Below are 19149 nucleotides of genomic sequence, written 5' to 3'. Positions count from 1 at the left end.
GGGTTATCTCCTTAACATCATGTTGCCGCCGCCTGAACGGCCAGCACCGCCGATACGGGCGTTACCGATATATCGCCCGCTGATGGAATCATCAATACCCTGGGCCAGCTGGTCTACCTGGCTAAAAATCTCATCGCCTGGGTGTAACGCTTGCTGGCTGGCGTCTGTGTACTTGGCGGCAAACGCGGGGCGGCCCCAGGTTTCAAACCAGTCAGACAACGCCACGGAAATGAAATTGGGCTTACCTTTTTTCAGGTTGTAGTCTGCAATATCCCCAGCAAAAAGCAGAGCCGTAGCGCTGATACGCCGGTTTTCATCCAGTGAAGCCAGGAACAATTCGCCCTCGTAACCTATGGGGTTATCATTCATTGCTGCAGCAAACGCGGCGTAATCATCTACCTGGATCCCCAGGGAAAGCCGTTTGGCGGACGTGCTGCCATCTTCGGACAGTGTGGAAATACTGCCCAGGCTACCCACGCCCAGGTATGTTTCGCCGTTGTATGTCTTCTCACCGATGCCTGAATGGATCCGAATCGGTCCGCTGGGAAATGCCAGGCGCAATAAATAAATCAGGCGCTTGGGATCCGTATTCGTAAGCATGGTGGTTAAAGTGGTGTCGGAAAATCTCATGGCCTTAAAGCCTCTACAAAGGACAGGGACATATCACGCGCACCCAGGCGGGTACGCGAAAAGGTCGGTATTGAAGCCGGGGTTTTGAGCATAAATGTACCGTAGGGGTCTGACTTAATCAGGGCGGTACCGCTTACTGGTCGGGTTCGTAGCTCTGGGGTAAATTTCAGCGTGGCTTTGCCGCTGCTGTTGGCGGTGGCGTCCTCGGTCAGTTCATACAAGAAACCATCCAGGGTGAAGCGGTCCCCGGCTGGGGCAATGGCCTTGCTTGCGGTGGCATTCTTGATAGCCAGGATTCGCCCGTCCTGGTTGGCACCATCCACCTGAATGGTACCGCCCCAGGATCCTAAGTTTTCATGCGCTGAATCACGTAGGTAAAACCGGCCATAGTTAACGTGTTTGTTTAGAAACGTTCTAAAATCCCGGCTCTCTGCCTGGGTCAAAAAGAACCATTCCAGATCCGCTTCCCACTTCTCGCCGGGTTCTTCATAAACGGTTTCAACGTTATTAAATGGGTTATAGGTAATCTGTGCCATGGGCACCACCCGAAACCCACTACGGCTGGGGGTGGTGCTGGGAAAGTGTAGAAACATTACGCGGCCATACCTCGGTTGTTTAGCTGTCTATACAGTGGGCCCCCGTTTGCAAAATCATCGGCAAGCTCCAAACGCATACGCTGGGTGGCGGCGTCCATCACATCACTAATGGATTGTTCGGTACCTTCGCTCGCGCCCCGTGCATCTATCGTTATTTTGTTCTGGATCGTTACCTGAGTTGTACCCGCGTTTTGTGCATTCCCGGCGCCCTTGGCGTAGTCCACCATGTATTCAAAGTTGTCTGCCTGTTTGGGGTTTAACACCGTTTCACCCCGTTTCAGCATCCAGGTACCTTCATTGCTGCCTGGTATCTGGCGGATACCATCGTGGGCCTGGCCCTGGAAGTTGGTACCCCGAAGCGTTGACATCACACTGGCACCCTGGGCAACCGTGGTGGCAATTACCGGAATGTTTTGTGGAAAGCCCAGGGAAATGGCTTGGCTAATACCGTTTTGAATGGCAATGATTGATGATGCAATGCTAAAAGCTTTGGATACCGCAAACATGGCCTTAAACGCGGTGGATTGCTCCCCGCCAAAGGTCTTGGCCATATCAGCAAGGCCACCAAATAACATGCCGTAGTTGTTCAGGGTGCCCATGGTTTGGGCTGCTTCCAGCTGGCGTATTTGGTCGTTATAGCTGTTGGTGATCAGCTGCTTGTTGCGTTGATATTCTTCCTCGGCTATCAGCTTCTGGTCATACGCGCCCTGGTTGAGTATTGACAGTTCATTGTGGTGGGCCAGGATTTGTTCACGCTCGGTACGTAATGCGCTGCGTAACTGCTCCACGTTTGATTCGGTGACTTTGGGCCCACTGCCCCCGGCGTTTGCTGCAGGATCCTTTTTAACGCCGGCATCGCCCAAATCAAACTGTTTGCGGGCGGCTTGCACCGACTCCCACTTTTGGCGTAATTCTTCTGCCTTGGCGCTCTCCTGTTCGTACGCTTCCAGCTTCACGTCCCTGGCGTCCATAATGTCGGTAATGGTGGCCATACGGGCTTGGCGGGATGCGGCGATCTGGTCCTCGGCTGCTTTAAAGTAGGCATCGGTCATTTGCTGCGCGGCTTGGTCTGCTGCCTTATAGGCGGCATCGGCGTTGTATTCCTCGTCTGACCAAAACACCATGGCGCTGGCCATTTCCTTGGACCAGATTTTGGTTTTCTCGACCAGCTGCGCCAACTTTACGGCCACCACTTTCACAATGGCCCCGCCCACGGCTGCGCCCACGTCTATCAGGCTGGCAAACTCCACCGTTGCCAGTTCGATAAACGTTTTAATGTTGGTTGGCAGATAACGAAACGCATCAATAATTGATTGGGTCCACTCACTGGATGAATCCGAAATGGCATCGGTAAACATGCCTGTGTATTCGGTTATAAAGTCCAGGGCTTGGATCCAGGCATCGGCCACATAATCAAACTGACTTACCCAGGCGGATAATTCTTGCTGGATTTCGCCGCTGCTTATCATGGCGGTTAATTCGTCTAGGGCCACCTGGGCGGCACCTAAGCTGCTGGTAATAGCTTCACCCACGCCGGCATCACTGATGGAATACCAGAACTGGTCCCATGATATGGCGGTACGGTTTATTTGGGCTTCCAGGGTTTTAGCCTGGTTGGCCATGGCGTTGCCAAATTCATTCTGGCCCATTGCCTGTAGATAGCTTTCAATGGCGGCGGCATCGTTTTGGATCGTGGTTTTCACGCCCCGAAAGGTAAAGGTTACTTTGTCCCCTTCGGCGCTCGACTTAATACCAAACTCTTTTAAACGCTCAAATTCCCCGGTTGCGGCATCGGCCACCGCTTCCACAAAATCAATGGTGCTTTTGCCTGTCGCGGCGGCAACGTTGCCATAGGCGGTTAACGCTTCTTTGGATGGATTCAGGCCCAGGTTAACCAGGCGGGTAAAGGCGGTGGTTACGTCCCCCACGTCCTGGCCAGTGGCTTTGGCATAGTCAGTTAGCACGGCAAACGCGGCTTGCTGGCGCTCCATCGTGCCTGTGGCGGTTAATAGTTGCGCTTCCAGCTTTTGGTATCGCTTGGTAACGTCCACAAGCTTGGCGGCGGCTTGTTGTCCGCCATACGCTGCAGCCAGGAAACCCGCGGCCCGTTTGGCTGATGCGCCCAATTTATCCAGGCTGCTTTCTGCTTTTTTGGCTTCGCCTGAAAGTTTCGATGCGTCACCGCCAAAGATTACGCGAAAATTAAACGCCATGGTGTGAACCTCATTTGTTATTATTTTTCTTGTTCAGTTCGGCGGCTGCGGTCTTGCCCAGGATCCGCAATTTCGCGTAATCGTCTGGGGTGTAACTGCGCCCACTCATCTGGGCATCGTAGTAAATCGCCTTGATATCCAGGCCCTTAAACCAGTGGCCATGCACATCAAATAAATCGTCTACGTCTAAGAACCACCCCACGGCGGCCCAGTTTTCGGCCAATACTTCAAAGTGGTCAGGGGTTGAATCAATCAGGTATTCATCAATCTGGGCGGGGGTGAAACCAAAGGCGGCATATTCCGCCCTTAGTTCCTTTTCATCTTCTGCGCTGATAGGGGTCCCGTTAGCCCAGTAACGGGCGGCGCTGATTAGTTTTTTGACGCTACTCCGCTGGCTGCTTCACCGTAGGCGCGGAAAATGGCCGTACGGATAAACGGGTATTGGCAAAGCTCCTTGATCACGTCCAGGGAATATTCCAGTTCTTCGCCGGCTTCATCCGTCAGGCCGTGCCAGCCTTGCACCAACTCGCCTAACATCGCCGCGTCGTCTTCTGCCGTTCTCAGCAACTTGTCGTATTCAGCCTGGGGCAACAGTTTAAATACCGCGGTGAATTCGTGGGTATCGGTCTTGCCACCGTCAGCGGGGACCTGAACCTTTACCGGCCATTCCAGGCGGTTGATTGTTTTAACCATCTTAAACATGGGGATCCCCTTACTTCGTGGCCATGGTGTAATCAGAACCGATAACCCAGAATTCCAGGCTGTACGTGTCGCGTCCGTCTTTGCTGTCGTATGCCGGGCGTTTCAGCTGGATTTTAGGTAATTTCAATTCCAGGATTTTGCCGGCCGTGGTGCCATGGGTCAGCGTAATGGCCAAATCGGTATGGTTCAGGGCTTGCGTGAATGGATCCAGTTCGCCCAGGCTTGGCGCTTCAATCACCACCTTACCTTCGGGGGTAAAATCAGTGATATAAACCCGTTCTTCCTTGGTGTTCTCGTCATAGGAAACGGCCACGTTATCGGACATTTCCAGCGATAACATTTTGTATTCGGTGTTACCGATTTTAAACGTGGTGTAGGTCGAACCGACTTTTAACGGTTCCTGGAAGCCTGAGAAATCCGGGCTTGATGGCATGGCAGACGATACGATACCGCCATACAAACCGGTGATTTCGGTTTCAATGGTAGGGATCTGGTTTACTTCTGCCTTAAATGAAGTGGTTGCACGGGCACCGGTGATTTTGTGTAAGGCACCATCTTTGTAAACGTAAAAGGTTACGTCTTTTTCGCTGTTGTCCGTGATCTTAGAATAGATGGCACCGCCCGCGCTGGCTGTAGCATTCCAACCGCCGGCAACTAATACCGGATCGTACGCCGGTTTGTTTGCAGCAATGCCCGCCGCGGTCCATTCCACGCTAGCGGTAACTTTAACCCGGTTGCCCACTAACAAACGCTTACTGTTCCCCAGGTCCGGGGTGTCCAATTCGCGGTCTAGGTCTTCACCTTCAATTGGGGTGATTGTCAGGCCCTTGGTTCGCATGTAAAGCGCTGTCCCTGCTGCGATGGCATCCACGCCATAAGCGCCGGTGTTTATTGCAGCGGCCAATAGTTTTTTTCTTGTAAGGCGGCTCATGTGTATTACTCCGTTGTTTCTCGATAGCTGGTTGTGTAGGTTTCCATCCAGAATGCCCCGCCCTGGCCAAAGGTGATTAATTCACCTTCAACAAAAGCGATTTCGTCCGTGCTGGGGTCTGGCGTCCATCCGATCAGGTTGCGGCGTACCGTCCGGTAAATGGTCTGTAGGCGCTCGTTTACATTGCGCCCCAGGGGATCGTTTAACGCTCGCACGGCCACAATCACCCCAAACGCAACCACCACGGTTTGGTCCGCGGCGGTGGTGTAGATAAATTCGCCGTTGCCTTGCTCGCTCATCGGCACGACAAAAGCGGTATCCTGGCGTACCAGGCCATTAGCAATAACGGTTTCCTGGTCCACTGCAGTAATGACCTGGCGGAATAGGGTTTGGCCCTTGTGGGTCAGTGTGGCCAGGTGATTTTCAATATCTGAGTAATTCATTTGTTCCCCGTCTGCTGTTTCAGGTAGGCCATGTAAATGTTGTAAATCATCTGCTTTTGCGGGGCTTCGATACCCATGAATGGGCGGGGATGAATGTTTACCGTTTTCTTGTGGCTTTTCACGTTGGCCCAAACCGGGTATTTAAGCTTCTTGCCCCAGGCTTTATTCACCAACTTGGTATGGGCGGGAACCGTCACGGTCATGGTGCCGCCAAACTGGTGGCGCTTGGCGTATTTAACATTGGTGCCCACTTCCACCGCGGAATTGCCCACCATTTTCATGGTTAGGCTGGACCGTAGGCGGCCCGTTAACACCAGGGGTTTACCTGGTCGGTGTGATAGGGGTTTCCAGCTGCTACCGTCTGGGGCTCGGGATAACTTAAATCCCATGCGAAAATCGTTTAACAGGCGGTTGCCCACCCGTTTATAAAAGTCTGGCCCTGCCTTAACGTTTTTAATGGCTTTCATTACCTTCTGGTAATCAGTCTCAATAACCTTAATTGGCGGCGTGGCCATGCGTTAGAATCCCGTTAAAGTGTCACGGGTAAAAAGGCGGCTGCCGCGTCCTGCGACTACGGCAACCTTTAAAGATGAACCCGCGCCGGCTTCATCAGCACCCAGGCTGGCTTTATTATTGGCAATGTCTTTTAGCCAGCTTATACGCTGGTTATAACGTCCTTTTACTTCGTCTGTTGCCTGGTGTGCGTACAAGTAATACCTGGCCATATCGCAAACCGCCGCTGTAAGCACCGCTGGCACGTTTTGAATGGGTAAACCGTACCGTTGACCTAAGTAGCTGTTAACCTCTGCGTGGGCATCGTCCAGGGCGGCGATAACGCGGATTTCATCAACTAACCCGGCTAGCTCTCCCGGTGCGACTTGCTCCAATTCATAAACGCCGTAACGCTCAATCAAATTCTGGCTGGTTGCGTATGTCATGCATTACCCTTTTGCAGTGGTCTTTTTGGTTGCCACTTTCACTGTGGCGGCGGCCACGGTTTCTTCTGCCTGGTCTGCGTGTGCAATTGCATCAGCGGCCACCAGGTCTTTGTAAACTTCGGCTGATACGTCAACAGTGGCGCCTACTTCCAGGCGCTTGTTATCAATGCGTACCGCTCGGGTAATCGTTACTTTTTGCATGGTCTTATCTCAATGGGTGAAGGAAATCAGGGCGCGGGGTGCGCCCTGGCTATGGCTTAAACAACACCCTGCAGGAAGAAACCAGCTTCTTTGCTGATCAGCACTTCCTTAACAGAATCACCCACGGTCACACGCACACCACCACGGATCCCGACTTCGCCGGCGCCCAGTTCTTGACGTGCTGCTACTTTGCCGCCCCACTCTGCTGTAAGCATGAATGTCAGATCATCGCGTAGCTGTGCCATTGGCTTTTGGTAAATCAGTGAAGCACCGCCAGACCATAACTGTGTCAGGGTCATAGGCTGCCCCTTGCGGGCTGCGTTGAACTTGCTTTCACCGACCACGATTTTTTCCAGGCCGAATAATTCGCGGATAAAGTTCAGTGGTACCAAACCTTCATCACCTAGCGAGCCGTTGTACGCTTTGATGATTTGCGGGTTTTGACGCAATGCCCACGCTTCGGCGCGGCCCAGTACCATGATGTTTGGTGTAACTAACATCGAATTCATGGCGTCAACGATTTGGGCAATCGGTTTAGACGTTGAAGCGGTCCACTTATCGCCAGCGGTGATTACTTCGCTGTTGGCGTAGTTGGCGGCACTCATCACGCGATCAGCAACACGCTTTTCACGGTCCAGGGCTACCAGTTCAGACAGCTTGGAAGTGGCCATACCTTCTGGGTCAAAGGCTGGGTGGTTTTGCGCTTTCATCACGTCTTCGTATGGGATTAGATCAGACAAGCCGTAATCTTCTACCGCGTCATTTTTCTGGGTCGCGGTGAATTCCACATCATTGGTGCGCGAACGGCGGCCGACTAATGTGTTAGGAATGGTAAAGGTTTCTTCTGGGTTGTATTCGGTCCACTTAAATTCTGCGGTACCGCCAGTGTCTGCCCGTGGTGCTACTTCGTCAGCGATGAAAGCGCTGTTTCTCACACCAATAGCAATAGCCGTTAGGCGTGATTCAGGTACAAATGGGGTCATTTACTTAACCTTCTTATTATTGTTTGATGATTTCAATTTCGATGATATCGCCCGCGGCATTTGCCGCTTGCAACGCCCGTCCGATCCGCTCGTCAGATTCGACGCCAGAGGTAACAACCTCGCCCTGGGCATTCACTGTTAGCCATGCCATTTTGGCGATAGCTGCACCGGCTTTAACTTCCACAATACCGCTGAAAGCCACATCAACACGGGCGCCCACCGGAACGTCTGCTGGTTCTACTGAAACGCCAATTAGTGGATCGGTAACGGCGTTGGCCATTTCCACTTGGTTATCACCCGCGGACGTGCAAACCACGGTAAAGCGTGGGATTGCGGTTGCGGCGATAAAGGTTTTTACCAGTCCTGCATTGCTCATTAATGGATTACTCCGCTTGTTCTAGTTGTTGTTTTTGGACAGCATTCACCGCCTGGGAAATGTGAATTACCCGGCCCTGTGCTTTCTCTGCTTCCTGAAATTCAAGGGCCTTGGCTGCCAGCTCTTGCGCGGTGAATGGTTTGGCTGGGATACGTTCGCCGGCGGATTGCTCTTTGAAATCAACCGCGGACTGGGTACCCAAAAAGGTGATCAGGGCATCGGCGCCAGTGGCCTGGGTTTTCTCGTCACCTTCGCCAAATTCAAACATTTGTGCGCCGGCTTCCATCGCTTCGCAAAATGCCAGGGCCTGGGCTTTGTTGCCGCTGGCCAGCTTTCCGTCTGCAATCAATTTATCTAGGCCGGCTTCAATTGCCTGGGTGCGAATCGCTTTTTTCTGCTCTGCAAAATTGGCGTTGTCAGTTGTCAGCTGGGCATTGGTTGCGGTTAAAGTTGCGTTGTCTGCTTGCAGCTGGGCAACCTGGGCCTGTAGTTCTTCAAGTGTCATTGGCTCACCTGTTTGGTTTTCGTTGTAGTTGTGGGGTAAGAATGGTTCGGCGTTTACCGCCTTGTGTTTGGCGGCGTCTTGTAGATCCTGGATCACGTAATCCGGTACCACGGCGTCTGCTTCTTCACGGCTGAACTTATCAATTAGGAATTCACGCAAGCGCTTAAACACGCCGCCGATCCCGTCCAGGGTGATTGCATCCGCCAGGCTTTCTTCAAAGTTCACGATCAGGCTGTCGTGATCTTCATCTTCGGCAAACTCGGCACCGCGCAACCCTTTAATGGCTGGCGGTTGTGCGCCCAGGAAACCTACGTGGCGCAAATACATTGCACCAGGCTTGGGGTTTCCTGGGTGGTCTGGCATGTACCAGCTGGCCGATACTTTCTTGAAAGCTCCGTCTTTGACCATTTCGGCAAAGTCAGCGTTTACCTGGTGGGGTACCGCGTCCACATGGCCGTTAACCACGTCTAAAGATTTCACCCAACCAAACGCGGGGGCATTGTCTTTAGGGTGGCCAATTACCAGGGGGCTTCGTGTAGGGCGGGGTCGTACACCTCGGCGGCATTTGCAAGGTCATTCTCAGTAAAGGAGTGTTCGTGCCCTGATGCGCTGGTGTGCGTCCCCATTTTGAAAATGTTAATTCTTTTCATGCGGTGGCTTTAATGTTCTGCCTGGTTTTCGCATGTTTTACAGCAACGCAAATACTTTGATTACCCGTGAAAAAAGCTATAGGGGGCCGTGGTGCGACTTTGCGGTGTCGGGGGTGTGTTGGTGTGGGTAAAACAAAGAACCGCCCATGGTGGGCGGCTCCGGCTGTAATTTGGGGGCTATACGCGGTTGAAGAATGCACCCGGCGTTTTGATGCCCAGGGCAAGGGACCACAAACAATCCTGTTTGGTATCGGTCCCGCCAATTGAAATTACTTTCATTGTGCTTGAGCATTCGCGGTATTCGTAGCGGTATTTGGCCCCGTAGCGAATATTGCGTAATGTTCCAGACGCCTTTACTTTGTTTATTTTCAACGCTTCGGCCAGCTCGTTGGTGGTCCAAAATCTGCCAGACTCAAGCATCATCTGGGCGGCGATTTCAGTAATATTGGTTGTTGGTTTTGCTGTTTTCATTCCGGGGTACCTCTAATGGTTCCTATGTCTGGTTGTATCAGTTAAAAGGGCAAATCTTCATCAAAATCAAAATCAGGTTCGGCCATTGGTGGCGCGGGCTGGCGCTGATTCAACCGGCTTTGCGGTACCCCGGTTTGCTGTTGTCGTGCATCCGGGTTGCTGGGGCGTGGTGTGCCATTACCGCTACCCTCGCCTTTGCCGCCTAACATTTGCATGGTATCCACCACGATTTCCGTGCTGTAACGTTCCTGGCCTTGCTGGTCCTGCCATTTACGGGTCTGCAATTTGCCCTCTACGTAAATTTGCGAACCTTTCGCCAGGTATTCGCCGGCCACTTCTGCCAGGCGTTTGTACATTACCAGGCGGTGCCATTCGGTACGCTCCTGGACCTGGCCCTGTTGGTCTTTCCAGCTTTCGCTTGTAGCCAGGGAAAGGTTGGCCACGGCATTGCCATTAGGCATGTATCGCACCTCTGGATCCGTACCCAGATTACCCACCAAAATCACTTTATTAACGCCGCGTGACGCCATGTATTTATTCCTTGGTAATGGGAACCGTTAAAGGTTCCCGTCTTTAACTGCGGCACATGCCATCAGCTTGTCGTATTCGTTTTTCCCCACTTCCAGGGTGTGCGTTAACACCACCTTTTGGCCCCGGCTGTTTATGTCTGCCAGGTAGGACGCCGGGGACTTCCCTTTGAATTTCACGTTAAATTTCAGCGGTCCGGTTTGTACCGTTAACAGCCAGAACTTATTAAGCATTTTCCACCCCGATTTCGTCCGCGTACCAATCCGTAAAGTTCTGGCTTACCGGTGGTAATTGATTGTCGATTTTTGCCGGCGGGTAATCCTCGCTGTAAATTCTGGCGGATGGCTCGTAATAGCCGAATTTAAAATCATTCATGGTTTGCCACACTTCCCCACATGCTAGGCGGTACCCGTTAAAGCTGGGGTCTTTGGGGATGCTGCCTTTAAAGTCCGGGTATTGGATCCGGTCTATCTGCAGTAACACCAGGCGTTTGAATTCAATTTCATGGATTTCTGCGCGGTGGTTATAATCGCATCGGTCCAGGAAGAAATAAGCATGTTCGTTATTCACCCCGATAAATTCCAGAATATGGTCTTTCTGCCGGGCGCGTACCAAAATGGTGCTGGGCTTTTTGTTGTGTCGTACGCAAGAAACCATTCCTTTACTTGTAAAAATCCACATAGCATTCCCCTTAGTGCGCGACTTTGCGCGGCATGTTGTAAACGTTTGTTTCTACCTGGGCACCGCTTCCGATGCTGTTCAGGTGGTGGTCAATCGTCTGTGTTAGCTGTTCTGAGATCTTTCTAACCATATCGTTGCCCTCGCTGATGATCCCGTTTTTAGTAACGGTAATGATTCCATCCGGGGGCTCTTGCTGTCCGCTTTTTGGCCCACTACAATCACGCGGGAACCATCGGCAACCGTGGTTAGCATGTAATCAACGTCTGCCTTTTCTAATACTGAAATCAGCGAAATCATCCCTAGAAAATGCTTTGCTTGTTGTCCTGTCATCATTGCGGCGTGTCCTGTCTTTTCTTCAATTGGTTAATAAAATTCTGTACTTGTGTCCGTGTCCCCTGGGGGATAAAGAACGAGGCCCGGACCAGGCCCCGTTCGCGCTGTCGTTCCAGATGATCCTGAAACCGTTCTGGACCACTTCTGGCCATGGCGATTACCCTAAAAACAAATGAATTTCGGCCCGCTCTGGGTGGTTGTCGATAATCTCCACCAACAGGGTGGCGTTGTGCAACAATGCGCGGGCTTCTTCCCCACGGCTTTGTCTGGCCAGGTAATACATGGTCCGGTAATTGGCAATTAGGTTTAACGCTTCTACAGATACCAGGGCGGTGCCGCTGAACCATTTAATCGGCAATAACTCTGCTTCAAACCGTTCTGGCTGTCCCATAGCGTGCATGACTGCGCCGTTATGGGCTTGGCACCAAAACGCGGGCGCCCCGGCGTACTGACTGAAAAGCTGAACTTTGAAAAAATACGATAACCGTTCAACCATTCGGATGGTGTCCTCATCGCCGCCTAATGCGGGGACTAGAACGGTTTTGGTTTGGCCCCAGGTAAGTGGGAAAAACATTTTGGTTCTGGCTTGCATGTTTATTTCCTAGTTGGCTTCGTTCGTGTTGAGCTAACATAATCATACGCGTTGCGCTAACCGTCAAGCGTTATTTGTTCGCTTTACGAAACTACTTCATATGTACTTGGCGAACAAGGAAAACAAAATATTAGTGTTGGGGGGTATTGCATTCATTCGGGCGGGTAACGATACTTGCGGTGTTCCTCCCAGAACTTCCACATAGCAAAAGCCCGCCCAACTTAGGCGGGTTTTTTATTGTCTAAAACTGGGGTAAGCTTGGCGCTAGATACTGAATTAAAAGGATTTTAGCGTGAGTGACAAAATACGATTTAGTGATAGCGGGTTCATGAAATGGAAAGAAGCGATTTTAACGGCCGTAACAGGTGCTAGCTTTGCTTACTTTCTTGCCTTATTTAGCGGCTTCGAGCAACTGAAAGAGTCCGATTTTTTACACTTTGCGACAATTTGTATGGCTATGAGCCTAGCGCTTTCTACAGCCGCATTACTCACACTGTTGAATATCAAAGTCAGAGAAGAAACCGACTCTGCGGCTCGTCAAGTTTTTACAAGATATAGCTGGATTGGTTTTGTTGTCTCGGGGCCTATTGCTTTTGTGCTAGGGTTTGAGTTTTTAATACTGCATTTTTCGGTCGCTGCAGGAGTTGTCTTCCTTGTCGTCGGGGCATGGGCTGGTTGGGCTATGAATACTTTCGAAGAGCAATTTCTAGAAAAATTAAAAAGCGAACAACGCCGGGATTAACCCCGGCGCGGCTTGTCCTTTGGCTTCACTACATCGTAAGCCGGTACAAAGGTAAATTTATCTTCCAGGTCCGGGTTGGTGCCTTTCAATGGCTCCCCCTTGGTGCGTTCCCAGCTTTCCTCTGACCGGGCCACCATCTGTTCCACTTCTTCGCGGGTCTTGCCTGTTTCCTTTAAAAACTGCTCTATCACTTCCGGACTCTGGTCCAGGATTGTTATATTAAAATCTTCCATCATTCCCCCTATTCGCTAAATTCAAATTGTTCTGGTACCTGGGCATCGGCTGGGGCATCGGTTAGTTTGATTAACAACTTGGTGCCCTGCTTCTTAATATGAGTCACGTAAAACAAACTACCCGCCTGAAATAACACCTCATTTTCACGCCCTGCATTGCGGCTGATGGGGTTTACATGTACGCCGCGCTCACTCTCAAACTGTATGATAACGTTGCCAGTAAATGCCGCGTTTTCGCCCTTGGTGCTGCTTTGAAAGTTCAGGTACCGTACTGGCTGCTTATTGATTAACGCGTGTTTATGGTCTGCTATCCACCGCTTAAAGTCGTCCTCACCTAACCTTAATCCCCTGGACGATATGCCCTTATATTTGTCGGACAGTTCCAGGGCTTCGTTTAACAAATCAACGTAACCCTGGTGGCGGTCATTCACCTTGCGTTTAAACAGGGCTTTGTTCACCTCTGAATAATGCGAACCCGTATAGGTTGCAATAGCCAGCTTATGTGCCTTGTGCAACCGTTCAAACGCGGCGTGGCTGCCAGCATTGGGAATATTCCCGTTACGCTCATGGGGCCCGGCGTAGGCCACCAGTAAATCCAATCCATCTTCCTCGGATATGCCCACTTTGGCAAACATGGTTGCTGCATAGTCTTCGATAGCATCTTGTCGAATCGTTGCGCTGCCCTGCCAGCCTTTGAACCATTCGCCGGACATTACCGAAGATTCCGCCAGGGCTGCTTCCAATTGCAGGATCCAGGGCTCGTAATGCTGTACCAGGTCTTTATACGTTTGAATGGTAATTGCCGGGTGTGCAATCAGATTTTCATACGTGGCCTTTGCTTCGGTGAATCGCTCCTTATCCACTGCCCGGTAAGTATTCCCATTCTCTGCGTAATAGCGCTGCATTCCTTTAACGGTACGGGTTAATTCATCGTCCAGCCGGGTTACGGCGCTGGCCACCCGTTCTTTTAATCGCGTTTCCGCCCTTTTCAGCTGCTCTTTGGTCACGGCTTTGGCTGGCAGGAATCGCCCTACCAGGTCCGCTTTACGTGCCAGCATTGTGGCCAGTAAATCGTCCACCAGGTCCGCCGGTGCATAGTCGCGTATAACACTGGCCAGCTGGGCATCAGTAATGGCATCTATTCGGGCAACGCCCTGGCGTATGTCGTTATCGGTCACGCTGGCAAATACTTTGGCTGCCTGGGGATTGGTGCCCGGATCGCGTAACGTGTCGATCTCCGGTACCTTGTGGCCAAATGCGCTGCCCTTGTTGGCGCCCATAGCCCGGTAATATAACGCCCCGCCCGTATCCAGGCGTATGGCCTTGTTCCCGGCAATTTTCATATTATCAAAGGACAGGCCCACCACGTCCCAGTTGGCCAGCCAGGCATCCACGGCGAACCCTTCGTTAATGTTCTGGATCTTGCCGCTGGTCAGCTTGGCCCCGCTTTCCTGCAGGTCTTCAATAATCTGTGAAGCCACCCGTAATTCACCACCAGGGCCAACCATCAGCTGGACGTTGGGCACGTCTACGCCGGCCAATTCATACAGGCGCGTGGCCAGCACTTCATTACGCGCATGGGCATCGCTTGGCGGGCGCTTGATATACCACTGTTTCCCGGTTTCCTGGTCGTAATAAAGCCCGCCCTGGTTGCTGCCTTTCTGGCCCCCTATCTGTTTCATATTGGCCCACTGTAGCTGGGTATCCACGCCGGCCACTTTGGGTTTAATCGGTGCCTGGGGTGGTGGTACCGGAATATCATCAATAGCCTGGGCAACGGGCACGGCGATATCTTCGGCCAGCTGGGCTTTTTTCGCATCAATGGCGGCCAGTACCTTGCCCTGGTCCGCTTCATCCAATGAATCAAATACCTGTTGTTGCTTGGCGGTGGGTAGCTTTCCGTCCAGGATCTTGGTTTTAAAGCCGTTCAACGCCTTGGTTTTCTCTTTCTGGGCCTGAACCTTGGCGGCTTCTTCCACCACTTTGGCCAACAGTTCTTCGGGGTTGTCCTTCAACGCCTTACTGGTACCGTTCTTGTCCCACTTGGCCAGGATGGTTTTTTTAATGCTGGCTTGCTTGGTCGCTTGTCCCAGGGCAATGATGGTTAATTCGTGCAAGGCATCGGCTTTGGCTTTGGCGGCGGCTTTTGCCTGGGCCCGGGCATCTGGTCCTATATCGCCCATGGTGGCGTTTTTCTTTGTGGCCTTATCATCGGTTGCCTTAATCCCCTTTTTCGCGGCTGTCTGGCTCTTGGTGTCCATTTTCCCCAGCTTCGTGGCCTGGGTTTCTTTGAGTTTCGCCAGGTACGATTTGCCAGAGTTATGATTAAAGCCTGGGCCCACGCCAACCGGGATCGAATGCGTCTTACCCGATAGCGGGCTCACCCAGGGGTAATATTCCATTTTGTGTTTACCGATTTTCAGGCCCATGGCGGCTACCTCGTCCGCGTCCATCTGGATAACACCACACCGGCAATTGTAATCATTTGGCGGGTAGTAAGTTTCCCAGAATGGGTGGCCAATGGGGTAAACCACCTGGTCTAGCTTCTTGTGTGTATCCCTGGTCGCGTAGTCGTCCACCGCGTCATACATCAAATACGGCTGATCGTCTGCGTTGGCCATGATGCTGTCCCAATGCCCGGCCGCGTAGGCGCTTTGCAGGTTGGTACGAAAGATGGTTTCAAGCCGTGAAGCACTGCCCAGCTGGACGGTATTCACCACCCCGCCAGGCCCGATAATATCCTGTTGACCCCACCACCCCTTTTTCTGCAGAAACGGGATCAGGTTTTCTTTGAATTCGTCCAGGGTGCCGCCCGTGGCAATCACCTTATCCAGCTGCCCTTTAACCGTGTTCAACAGGTCCAGGTCCATCATTTTGGCCACGGTAAAAGCCGTATCATGCTGCTGGCCCAGCATTTGGTACCAGTTCCAGGTTGGGGCCAGCCCCTTTGCCGTAAAATGGTTTATGGCATCCTGGGGCGGCATATCGAAACTGGTTACGTTTTCAAAGAAATTGAGAATCATCTTTTACCCTTAACCATACCCATAAGCCGTGCGGTCCAGCTGGCGTTCGTTACCGCGCTGGTCATGCTCTCGGGGGCCGGTTCGGCCATCATTTCAAACAGGTGTTGTTTAAATTGCTCCGGGTCGCTTGAGTCTTCCAGGTAGGCCAGTAATTGGTCCACACGCTTGCCATAAACAGCCTGGTACTGGGTGGCCAGGTAGGCGGCGGCATCAACTAACGATTGCTGATCACGGCGATGGTTCACGCGCTTTTCGGTCAGCGGGGAAACCTCGGCAAACTCAGGCCCCATTTGTGCCACGGGATCCAGTGGTAGGGCTGGCTCGGCGGCTTTTTTACGCCAGCCTGGGCCGTAGGTATCGGCCACGTATTCTTCGGTGGGCTCAAATCCCAGGCTCATTATTTTGGTGTCACGCTCGGCCAGCTGCACCAGGTCCGCTTCGGGCTCAGTCTTGCGCCATACGGTGGGATACTCTGCACCAGGGTAATTAATATCAATCAGCTGTTTAATCACCTGCTCGTTAAAACTCTGGCAAATCAGATCGGCATCGCTTTTAACCACTTCATCTTTTACGCCCTTGTGTACCGTTGCCTGGGACTGGCTGCTGCCATTATCGGTGGTCATGGTCTGCGATAGAATAATTTTGGCAATGCTGGCATCCATCGCCTGGCGTAACATGTTGTAATCCGCGGTTCCACTGCGGCTGGCTTCGAGCAGTTCCACCATGAAGTCTTCCGGGATCACCACGCCACTGTCCGCCTGGATAGCGTCAAGCACCGACAAGGCAAGCGAAACCTGGTGGGGGTCATTCATTTGTGCCTGGCTAAGTTTCGCGGCTGCAGTAGGCATCCCGAATTTTTCCAGGTAAATCATCCAGAACTTAATCCCGTTACGCTTGAAGAATACCGGCCAGTACAACGCGGCGGCGAGTCCTTCACCATAGGGGTTATCGTCATTGTCGGAACCCACATCAAATACCCAGAATTTCTTCGCTGGCATCAGTTCGGCTTTTACGCCAGGCTTCAACAAATACAGCTCGCCATTGGTTCCAAAGCGAAAACGCGAACGGTCACGAACCTTGATAGTATCCACCACCACGGCTTTTAACTTATCACTGTAGGCCCAAATGATTTCGCCCACCGCGTACCCATAGTGGATGGCGTACAGCATACGATCAGTAATCCGGTCCAGGCGCATGATGCGAAGGTTCGCCCGGACAAACTCGGCAACCTTCTCGTCTTTAGGGCTGTCTGATGCGGGGTTACTTCCCATTCGCTGGTGACAACGGCGCGGCGGCGTTGCTGAAAACAGCTTGCCACCTGGTCATCGCGTAACAGGTCCTTGTAAACGTCCAGCTGGCCACCACCCTGGCCCCGTAGAATCTTATCGGGGTTCTGGATCATGCCCTCAATCAATGCGGCGGCCATCAGTTTGCCATGGTCGGCGCGGCTTAATTCTTGTTTTTGTTGCTTCTTCAACTCTGGCATTTAGTAACCTCTGTAATTGGTGCGGCTGCGGTTTGATACTCGAACGGCGGGCGCTTCTTCGTGTTGCGTTTCCTGGCGTGAACGGCCACCTGTGCTGGCGTGTTTAATGTTGACCGTGCGCTGGCTTACCCATCGTAAAAACTGGCTGGTACTGTCCACCTGGTCGTCATGCGGTGCCAGGGGAAACGTGGTTAACTCAATTTCAAAATCCAACAACCAGGGCGCGTGGTAGGGCAAATGCACCAGGCCCGCTTCAAACTGAGTGGATACCGCAATCAGGCGATCCAGTTTGTTACCCTCTGGTTCGATTGGGATAACGGGCAGATTCAACAGACGCGGCAATCCTTCAACCTTGATGCCGGCCCGGGCTTCCTGGATTAATGACTGGCCACTGGCCTTGTCTTCAATCAGTATTGCGTCCGCTTTCCAGGTCAAATACAGACTAGCCAGGATCCGTTTTAGCTCGGGAAATTCCACCCTATCCCGCCACACGTACAACAGGTAATACCCATCGTCCGCCTGGCCCCATACAGTAGCCACGCTGGGGTCATTGTGTTGACCAGGTTTGTAAGCTGTATCCAGAGAAATAACCACCCGTAAAAAGGACTGGGGCGGCTTGTCGTACTTTTGAAACCATTTAGCTTTGATAAGCCCACCCTCGGGCGTGGCGTTCCAATCACCTTTCAACCAGGCTTGTACCAACCAGCTGGGACCTGATGCCATGATCCGGTTGCGGTACGTGGGGTCGGTTTCCATCAGTATTTTGTTGTCTTCCAGGCGCGATGGTATGTATATCCTGGGCTCGCCGGTCACTTCATCAATGATTGGGGTAAACCCGTCCGGGGCTGGGTCAAAGTAACGCTTTTTCAGCCATTCATGCCCAGGCCCGCCAGGGTTAGCGGACAGATTGAAACTGGCGGGGATGCCGTGCGGGTTTCGTAGGGTAGCGCGTAGTTTGTTGATTGGACCAGGATCAGGAAAGTTCCCGGCTTCATCCACGTAAACGTCCGTGTAACTGTGGCCCTGGTACTTTGCTGCGTCTGTGTCACGTTCCAGGGATCGCATTTTAAGCCGTGCGCCACCAGGGAAATACCAGGTACGGCGCTGCTGTTTCCAATCGCCCCCAATGGCTGGGTATATTTCCAGGCTGCGGGCCACCACTTCGTCTAGTTCGTCATAGGTACGGCGCACAAAGATACCCCGCAATCCCCCGCCGTATAGCTTATAGCGCTGGCCCCACTTACCCAGAAATCCGTCAGTTTTACCCCCGCCCCGGCTGCCGCCATAAAGAATATCTTCAAGCGGGCAAGCCAGTAACGCTTCCTGTGGCCCCGGTTGGGGGCGCCAGGCTATGGGTTGTTGCTTTTCGGCGCGTACTGCTGCAGCCATTCATCCACCGATCCTGCTACCGCTGGCACAACGATAATTCCGCCTGGTGCTGCTTCTTCCCCGTCTGGGGTGGTGGCGGCAATCTTGGTGGGGGCGTTGGCGCCGGTAACTTGTGAAAGACTATCAATAATTCGTCTGGCCTTATCAATGGCGTTTAAATCGCCTGTGGTGGCCAGTTCCATGGAAACGCGCAATAACTTTTCCAGCCGTTCAATCTGCAGCTGGCGGTATTCCATCGTCTTTTCCTGGGTCATTTCGGCCAGTTTTGTAAGTTCCTGGGCGATGTACTTATGGGCGGTGGAAGTCCCGATTTTTAACTTGTTGCCAATTTCCCGGTAGCTGTACCCCTTCTTTTTCAAATCCAGGGCTTTGTCTGCCAGGTCGGCTCGTTGGGCTTGCTGGGTGGTTAACGTTTTAGTGGCCGTTTTCTTTTTGGCGGCGGTTTTACGTGCTGGCATGGTTGCCCCCTTAAAGGGATTGAGCCCCAAAAGGGGCCCGTATTA

24 protein-coding genes and 1 pseudogene are annotated in these 19149 nt (G+C 52.3%); 1 reads left to right on the top strand and 24 read right to left on the bottom strand.

Annotation, left to right across the window (positions count from 1 at the left end; translation table 11 throughout):
* Positions 1-3 precede the first annotated feature (3 nt).
* From IT774_RS05170 to IT774_RS05080, 19 genes are all read right to left on the bottom strand, one after another.
* On the bottom strand, positions 4-630 hold the full coding sequence (locus IT774_RS05170) for a hypothetical protein (RefSeq protein ID WP_195811641.1): 627 nt from the start codon (positions 628-630) through the stop codon (positions 4-6).
* Complete coding sequence (locus IT774_RS05165) at positions 627-1223, bottom strand: hypothetical protein (RefSeq protein ID WP_195811640.1); 597 nt, start codon at positions 1221-1223, stop codon at positions 627-629. Before IT774_RS05165 ends, IT774_RS05170 begins: the two co-directional genes overlap by 4 nt.
* On the bottom strand, positions 1223-3439 hold the full coding sequence (locus tag IT774_RS05160; RefSeq protein ID WP_195811639.1) for a hypothetical protein: 2217 nt from the start codon (positions 3437-3439) through the stop codon (positions 1223-1225). The genes IT774_RS05165 and IT774_RS05160 overlap by 1 nt, the downstream gene beginning before the upstream one ends.
* A gap of 10 nt (positions 3440-3449) precedes the next feature.
* Entirely contained in the window at positions 3450-3662 is a 213-nt protein-coding gene (locus IT774_RS05155) for a hypothetical protein (RefSeq protein WP_195811638.1), read from the bottom strand.
* A 146-nt stretch (positions 3663-3808) separates the two neighbouring features.
* A complete protein-coding gene (locus IT774_RS05150) occupies positions 3809-4141 on the bottom strand; it encodes a hypothetical protein (protein ID WP_195811637.1) in 333 nt (110 codons plus the stop codon).
* Between the two features lie 10 nt (positions 4142-4151).
* A complete protein-coding gene (locus IT774_RS05145; RefSeq protein WP_195811636.1) occupies positions 4152-5072 on the bottom strand; it encodes a phage tail tube protein in 921 nt (306 codons plus the stop codon).
* Between the two features lie 5 nt (positions 5073-5077).
* Complete coding sequence (locus tag IT774_RS05140; RefSeq protein WP_195811635.1) at positions 5078-5515, bottom strand: phage tail terminator protein; 438 nt, start codon at positions 5513-5515, stop codon at positions 5078-5080.
* Positions 5512-5982: a phage virion morphogenesis protein gene (locus IT774_RS05135; RefSeq protein ID WP_195811634.1), complete on the bottom strand. Its 471-nt coding sequence runs from the start codon at positions 5980-5982 to the stop codon at positions 5512-5514. Before IT774_RS05135 ends, IT774_RS05140 begins: the two co-directional genes overlap by 4 nt.
* Before the next feature lie 51 nt (positions 5983-6033).
* Positions 6034-6453, bottom strand: coding sequence for a gp436 family protein (locus IT774_RS05130; protein ID WP_195811633.1), 420 nt, complete (start codon positions 6451-6453; stop codon positions 6034-6036).
* 3 nt (positions 6454-6456) lie between these two features.
* Positions 6457-6654 carry a DUF7210 family protein gene (locus IT774_RS05125; protein WP_195811632.1) on the bottom strand — a complete coding sequence of 66 codons (198 nt, stop codon included), beginning with the start codon at positions 6652-6654 and terminating at the stop codon, positions 6457-6459.
* 56 nt (positions 6655-6710) lie between these two features.
* Positions 6711-7637: a major capsid protein gene (locus IT774_RS05120; RefSeq protein ID WP_195811631.1), complete on the bottom strand. Its 927-nt coding sequence runs from the start codon at positions 7635-7637 to the stop codon at positions 6711-6713.
* 16 nt (positions 7638-7653) lie between these two features.
* Positions 7654-8013 carry a capsid cement protein gene (locus IT774_RS05115; RefSeq protein ID WP_195811630.1) on the bottom strand — a complete coding sequence of 120 codons (360 nt, stop codon included), beginning with the start codon at positions 8011-8013 and terminating at the stop codon, positions 7654-7656.
* Between the two features lie 7 nt (positions 8014-8020).
* Positions 8021-8998 (bottom strand): hypothetical protein, encoded by a 978-nt coding sequence (locus tag IT774_RS05110; protein WP_195811629.1) that lies wholly within the window; start codon positions 8996-8998, stop codon positions 8021-8023.
* 347 nt (positions 8999-9345) lie between these two features.
* On the bottom strand, positions 9346-9639 hold the full coding sequence (locus IT774_RS05105) for a hypothetical protein (protein ID WP_195811628.1): 294 nt from the start codon (positions 9637-9639) through the stop codon (positions 9346-9348).
* 41 nt (positions 9640-9680) lie between these two features.
* Complete coding sequence (ssb, locus tag IT774_RS05100) at positions 9681-10169, bottom strand: single-stranded DNA-binding protein (RefSeq protein WP_195811627.1); 489 nt, start codon at positions 10167-10169, stop codon at positions 9681-9683.
* A 27-nt stretch (positions 10170-10196) separates the two neighbouring features.
* Positions 10197-10400, bottom strand: a complete 204-nt coding sequence (locus IT774_RS05095; protein WP_195811626.1) for a hypothetical protein — start codon at positions 10398-10400, stop codon at positions 10197-10199.
* A complete protein-coding gene (locus IT774_RS05090) occupies positions 10393-10848 on the bottom strand; it encodes a hypothetical protein (protein ID WP_195811625.1) in 456 nt (151 codons plus the stop codon). Before IT774_RS05090 ends, IT774_RS05095 begins: the two co-directional genes overlap by 8 nt.
* 102 nt (positions 10849-10950) lie before the next feature.
* A complete protein-coding gene (locus IT774_RS05085; protein WP_195811624.1) occupies positions 10951-11181 on the bottom strand; it encodes a hypothetical protein in 231 nt (76 codons plus the stop codon).
* Positions 11182-11338: 157 nt separating this feature from the next.
* Complete coding sequence (locus tag IT774_RS05080; protein WP_195811623.1) at positions 11339-11773, bottom strand: hypothetical protein; 435 nt, start codon at positions 11771-11773, stop codon at positions 11339-11341.
* A gap of 292 nt (positions 11774-12065) precedes the next feature.
* On the opposite strand from IT774_RS05080, the gene IT774_RS05075 reads away from it, so the two are divergent.
* On the top strand, positions 12066-12515 hold the full coding sequence (locus tag IT774_RS05075; protein WP_195811622.1) for a hypothetical protein: 450 nt from the start codon (positions 12066-12068) through the stop codon (positions 12513-12515).
* On the opposite strand, the gene IT774_RS05070 is transcribed toward IT774_RS05075, so the two are convergent.
* The 5 genes and pseudogenes from IT774_RS05070 to IT774_RS05050 all read right to left on the bottom strand — a co-directional run bounded on the left by IT774_RS05070 (position 12512) and on the right by IT774_RS05050 (position 19104).
* Complete coding sequence (locus IT774_RS05070; RefSeq protein ID WP_195811621.1) at positions 12512-12751, bottom strand: hypothetical protein; 240 nt, start codon at positions 12749-12751, stop codon at positions 12512-12514. The genes IT774_RS05075 and IT774_RS05070 overlap by 4 nt on opposite strands.
* A 5-nt stretch (positions 12752-12756) precedes the next feature.
* Positions 12757-15771, bottom strand: a complete 3015-nt coding sequence (locus IT774_RS05065) for a phage minor head protein (RefSeq protein ID WP_195811620.1) — start codon at positions 15769-15771, stop codon at positions 12757-12759.
* A pseudogene (locus IT774_RS05060) lies at positions 15768-17173 on the bottom strand (DUF935 domain-containing protein). Before IT774_RS05060 ends, IT774_RS05065 begins: the two are co-directional and overlap by 4 nt.
* Positions 17174-17257: 84 nt before the next feature.
* Positions 17258-18646, bottom strand: coding sequence for a phage terminase large subunit (gene terL, locus IT774_RS05055; RefSeq protein ID WP_195811619.1), 1389 nt, complete (start codon positions 18644-18646; stop codon positions 17258-17260).
* Positions 18607-19104: a hypothetical protein gene (locus IT774_RS05050; RefSeq protein ID WP_195811618.1), complete on the bottom strand. Its 498-nt coding sequence runs from the start codon at positions 19102-19104 to the stop codon at positions 18607-18609. Before IT774_RS05050 ends, terL begins: the two co-directional genes overlap by 40 nt.
* Positions 19105-19149 lie beyond the last annotated feature (45 nt).

It is taken from the genome of Salinimonas marina (assembly GCF_015644725.1).
Classification (GTDB): domain Bacteria; phylum Pseudomonadota; class Gammaproteobacteria; order Enterobacterales; family Alteromonadaceae; genus Alteromonas.
Note: the sequence above shows the minus strand (reverse complement) of the source record. Positions and strands in the feature narration are given on the sequence as shown.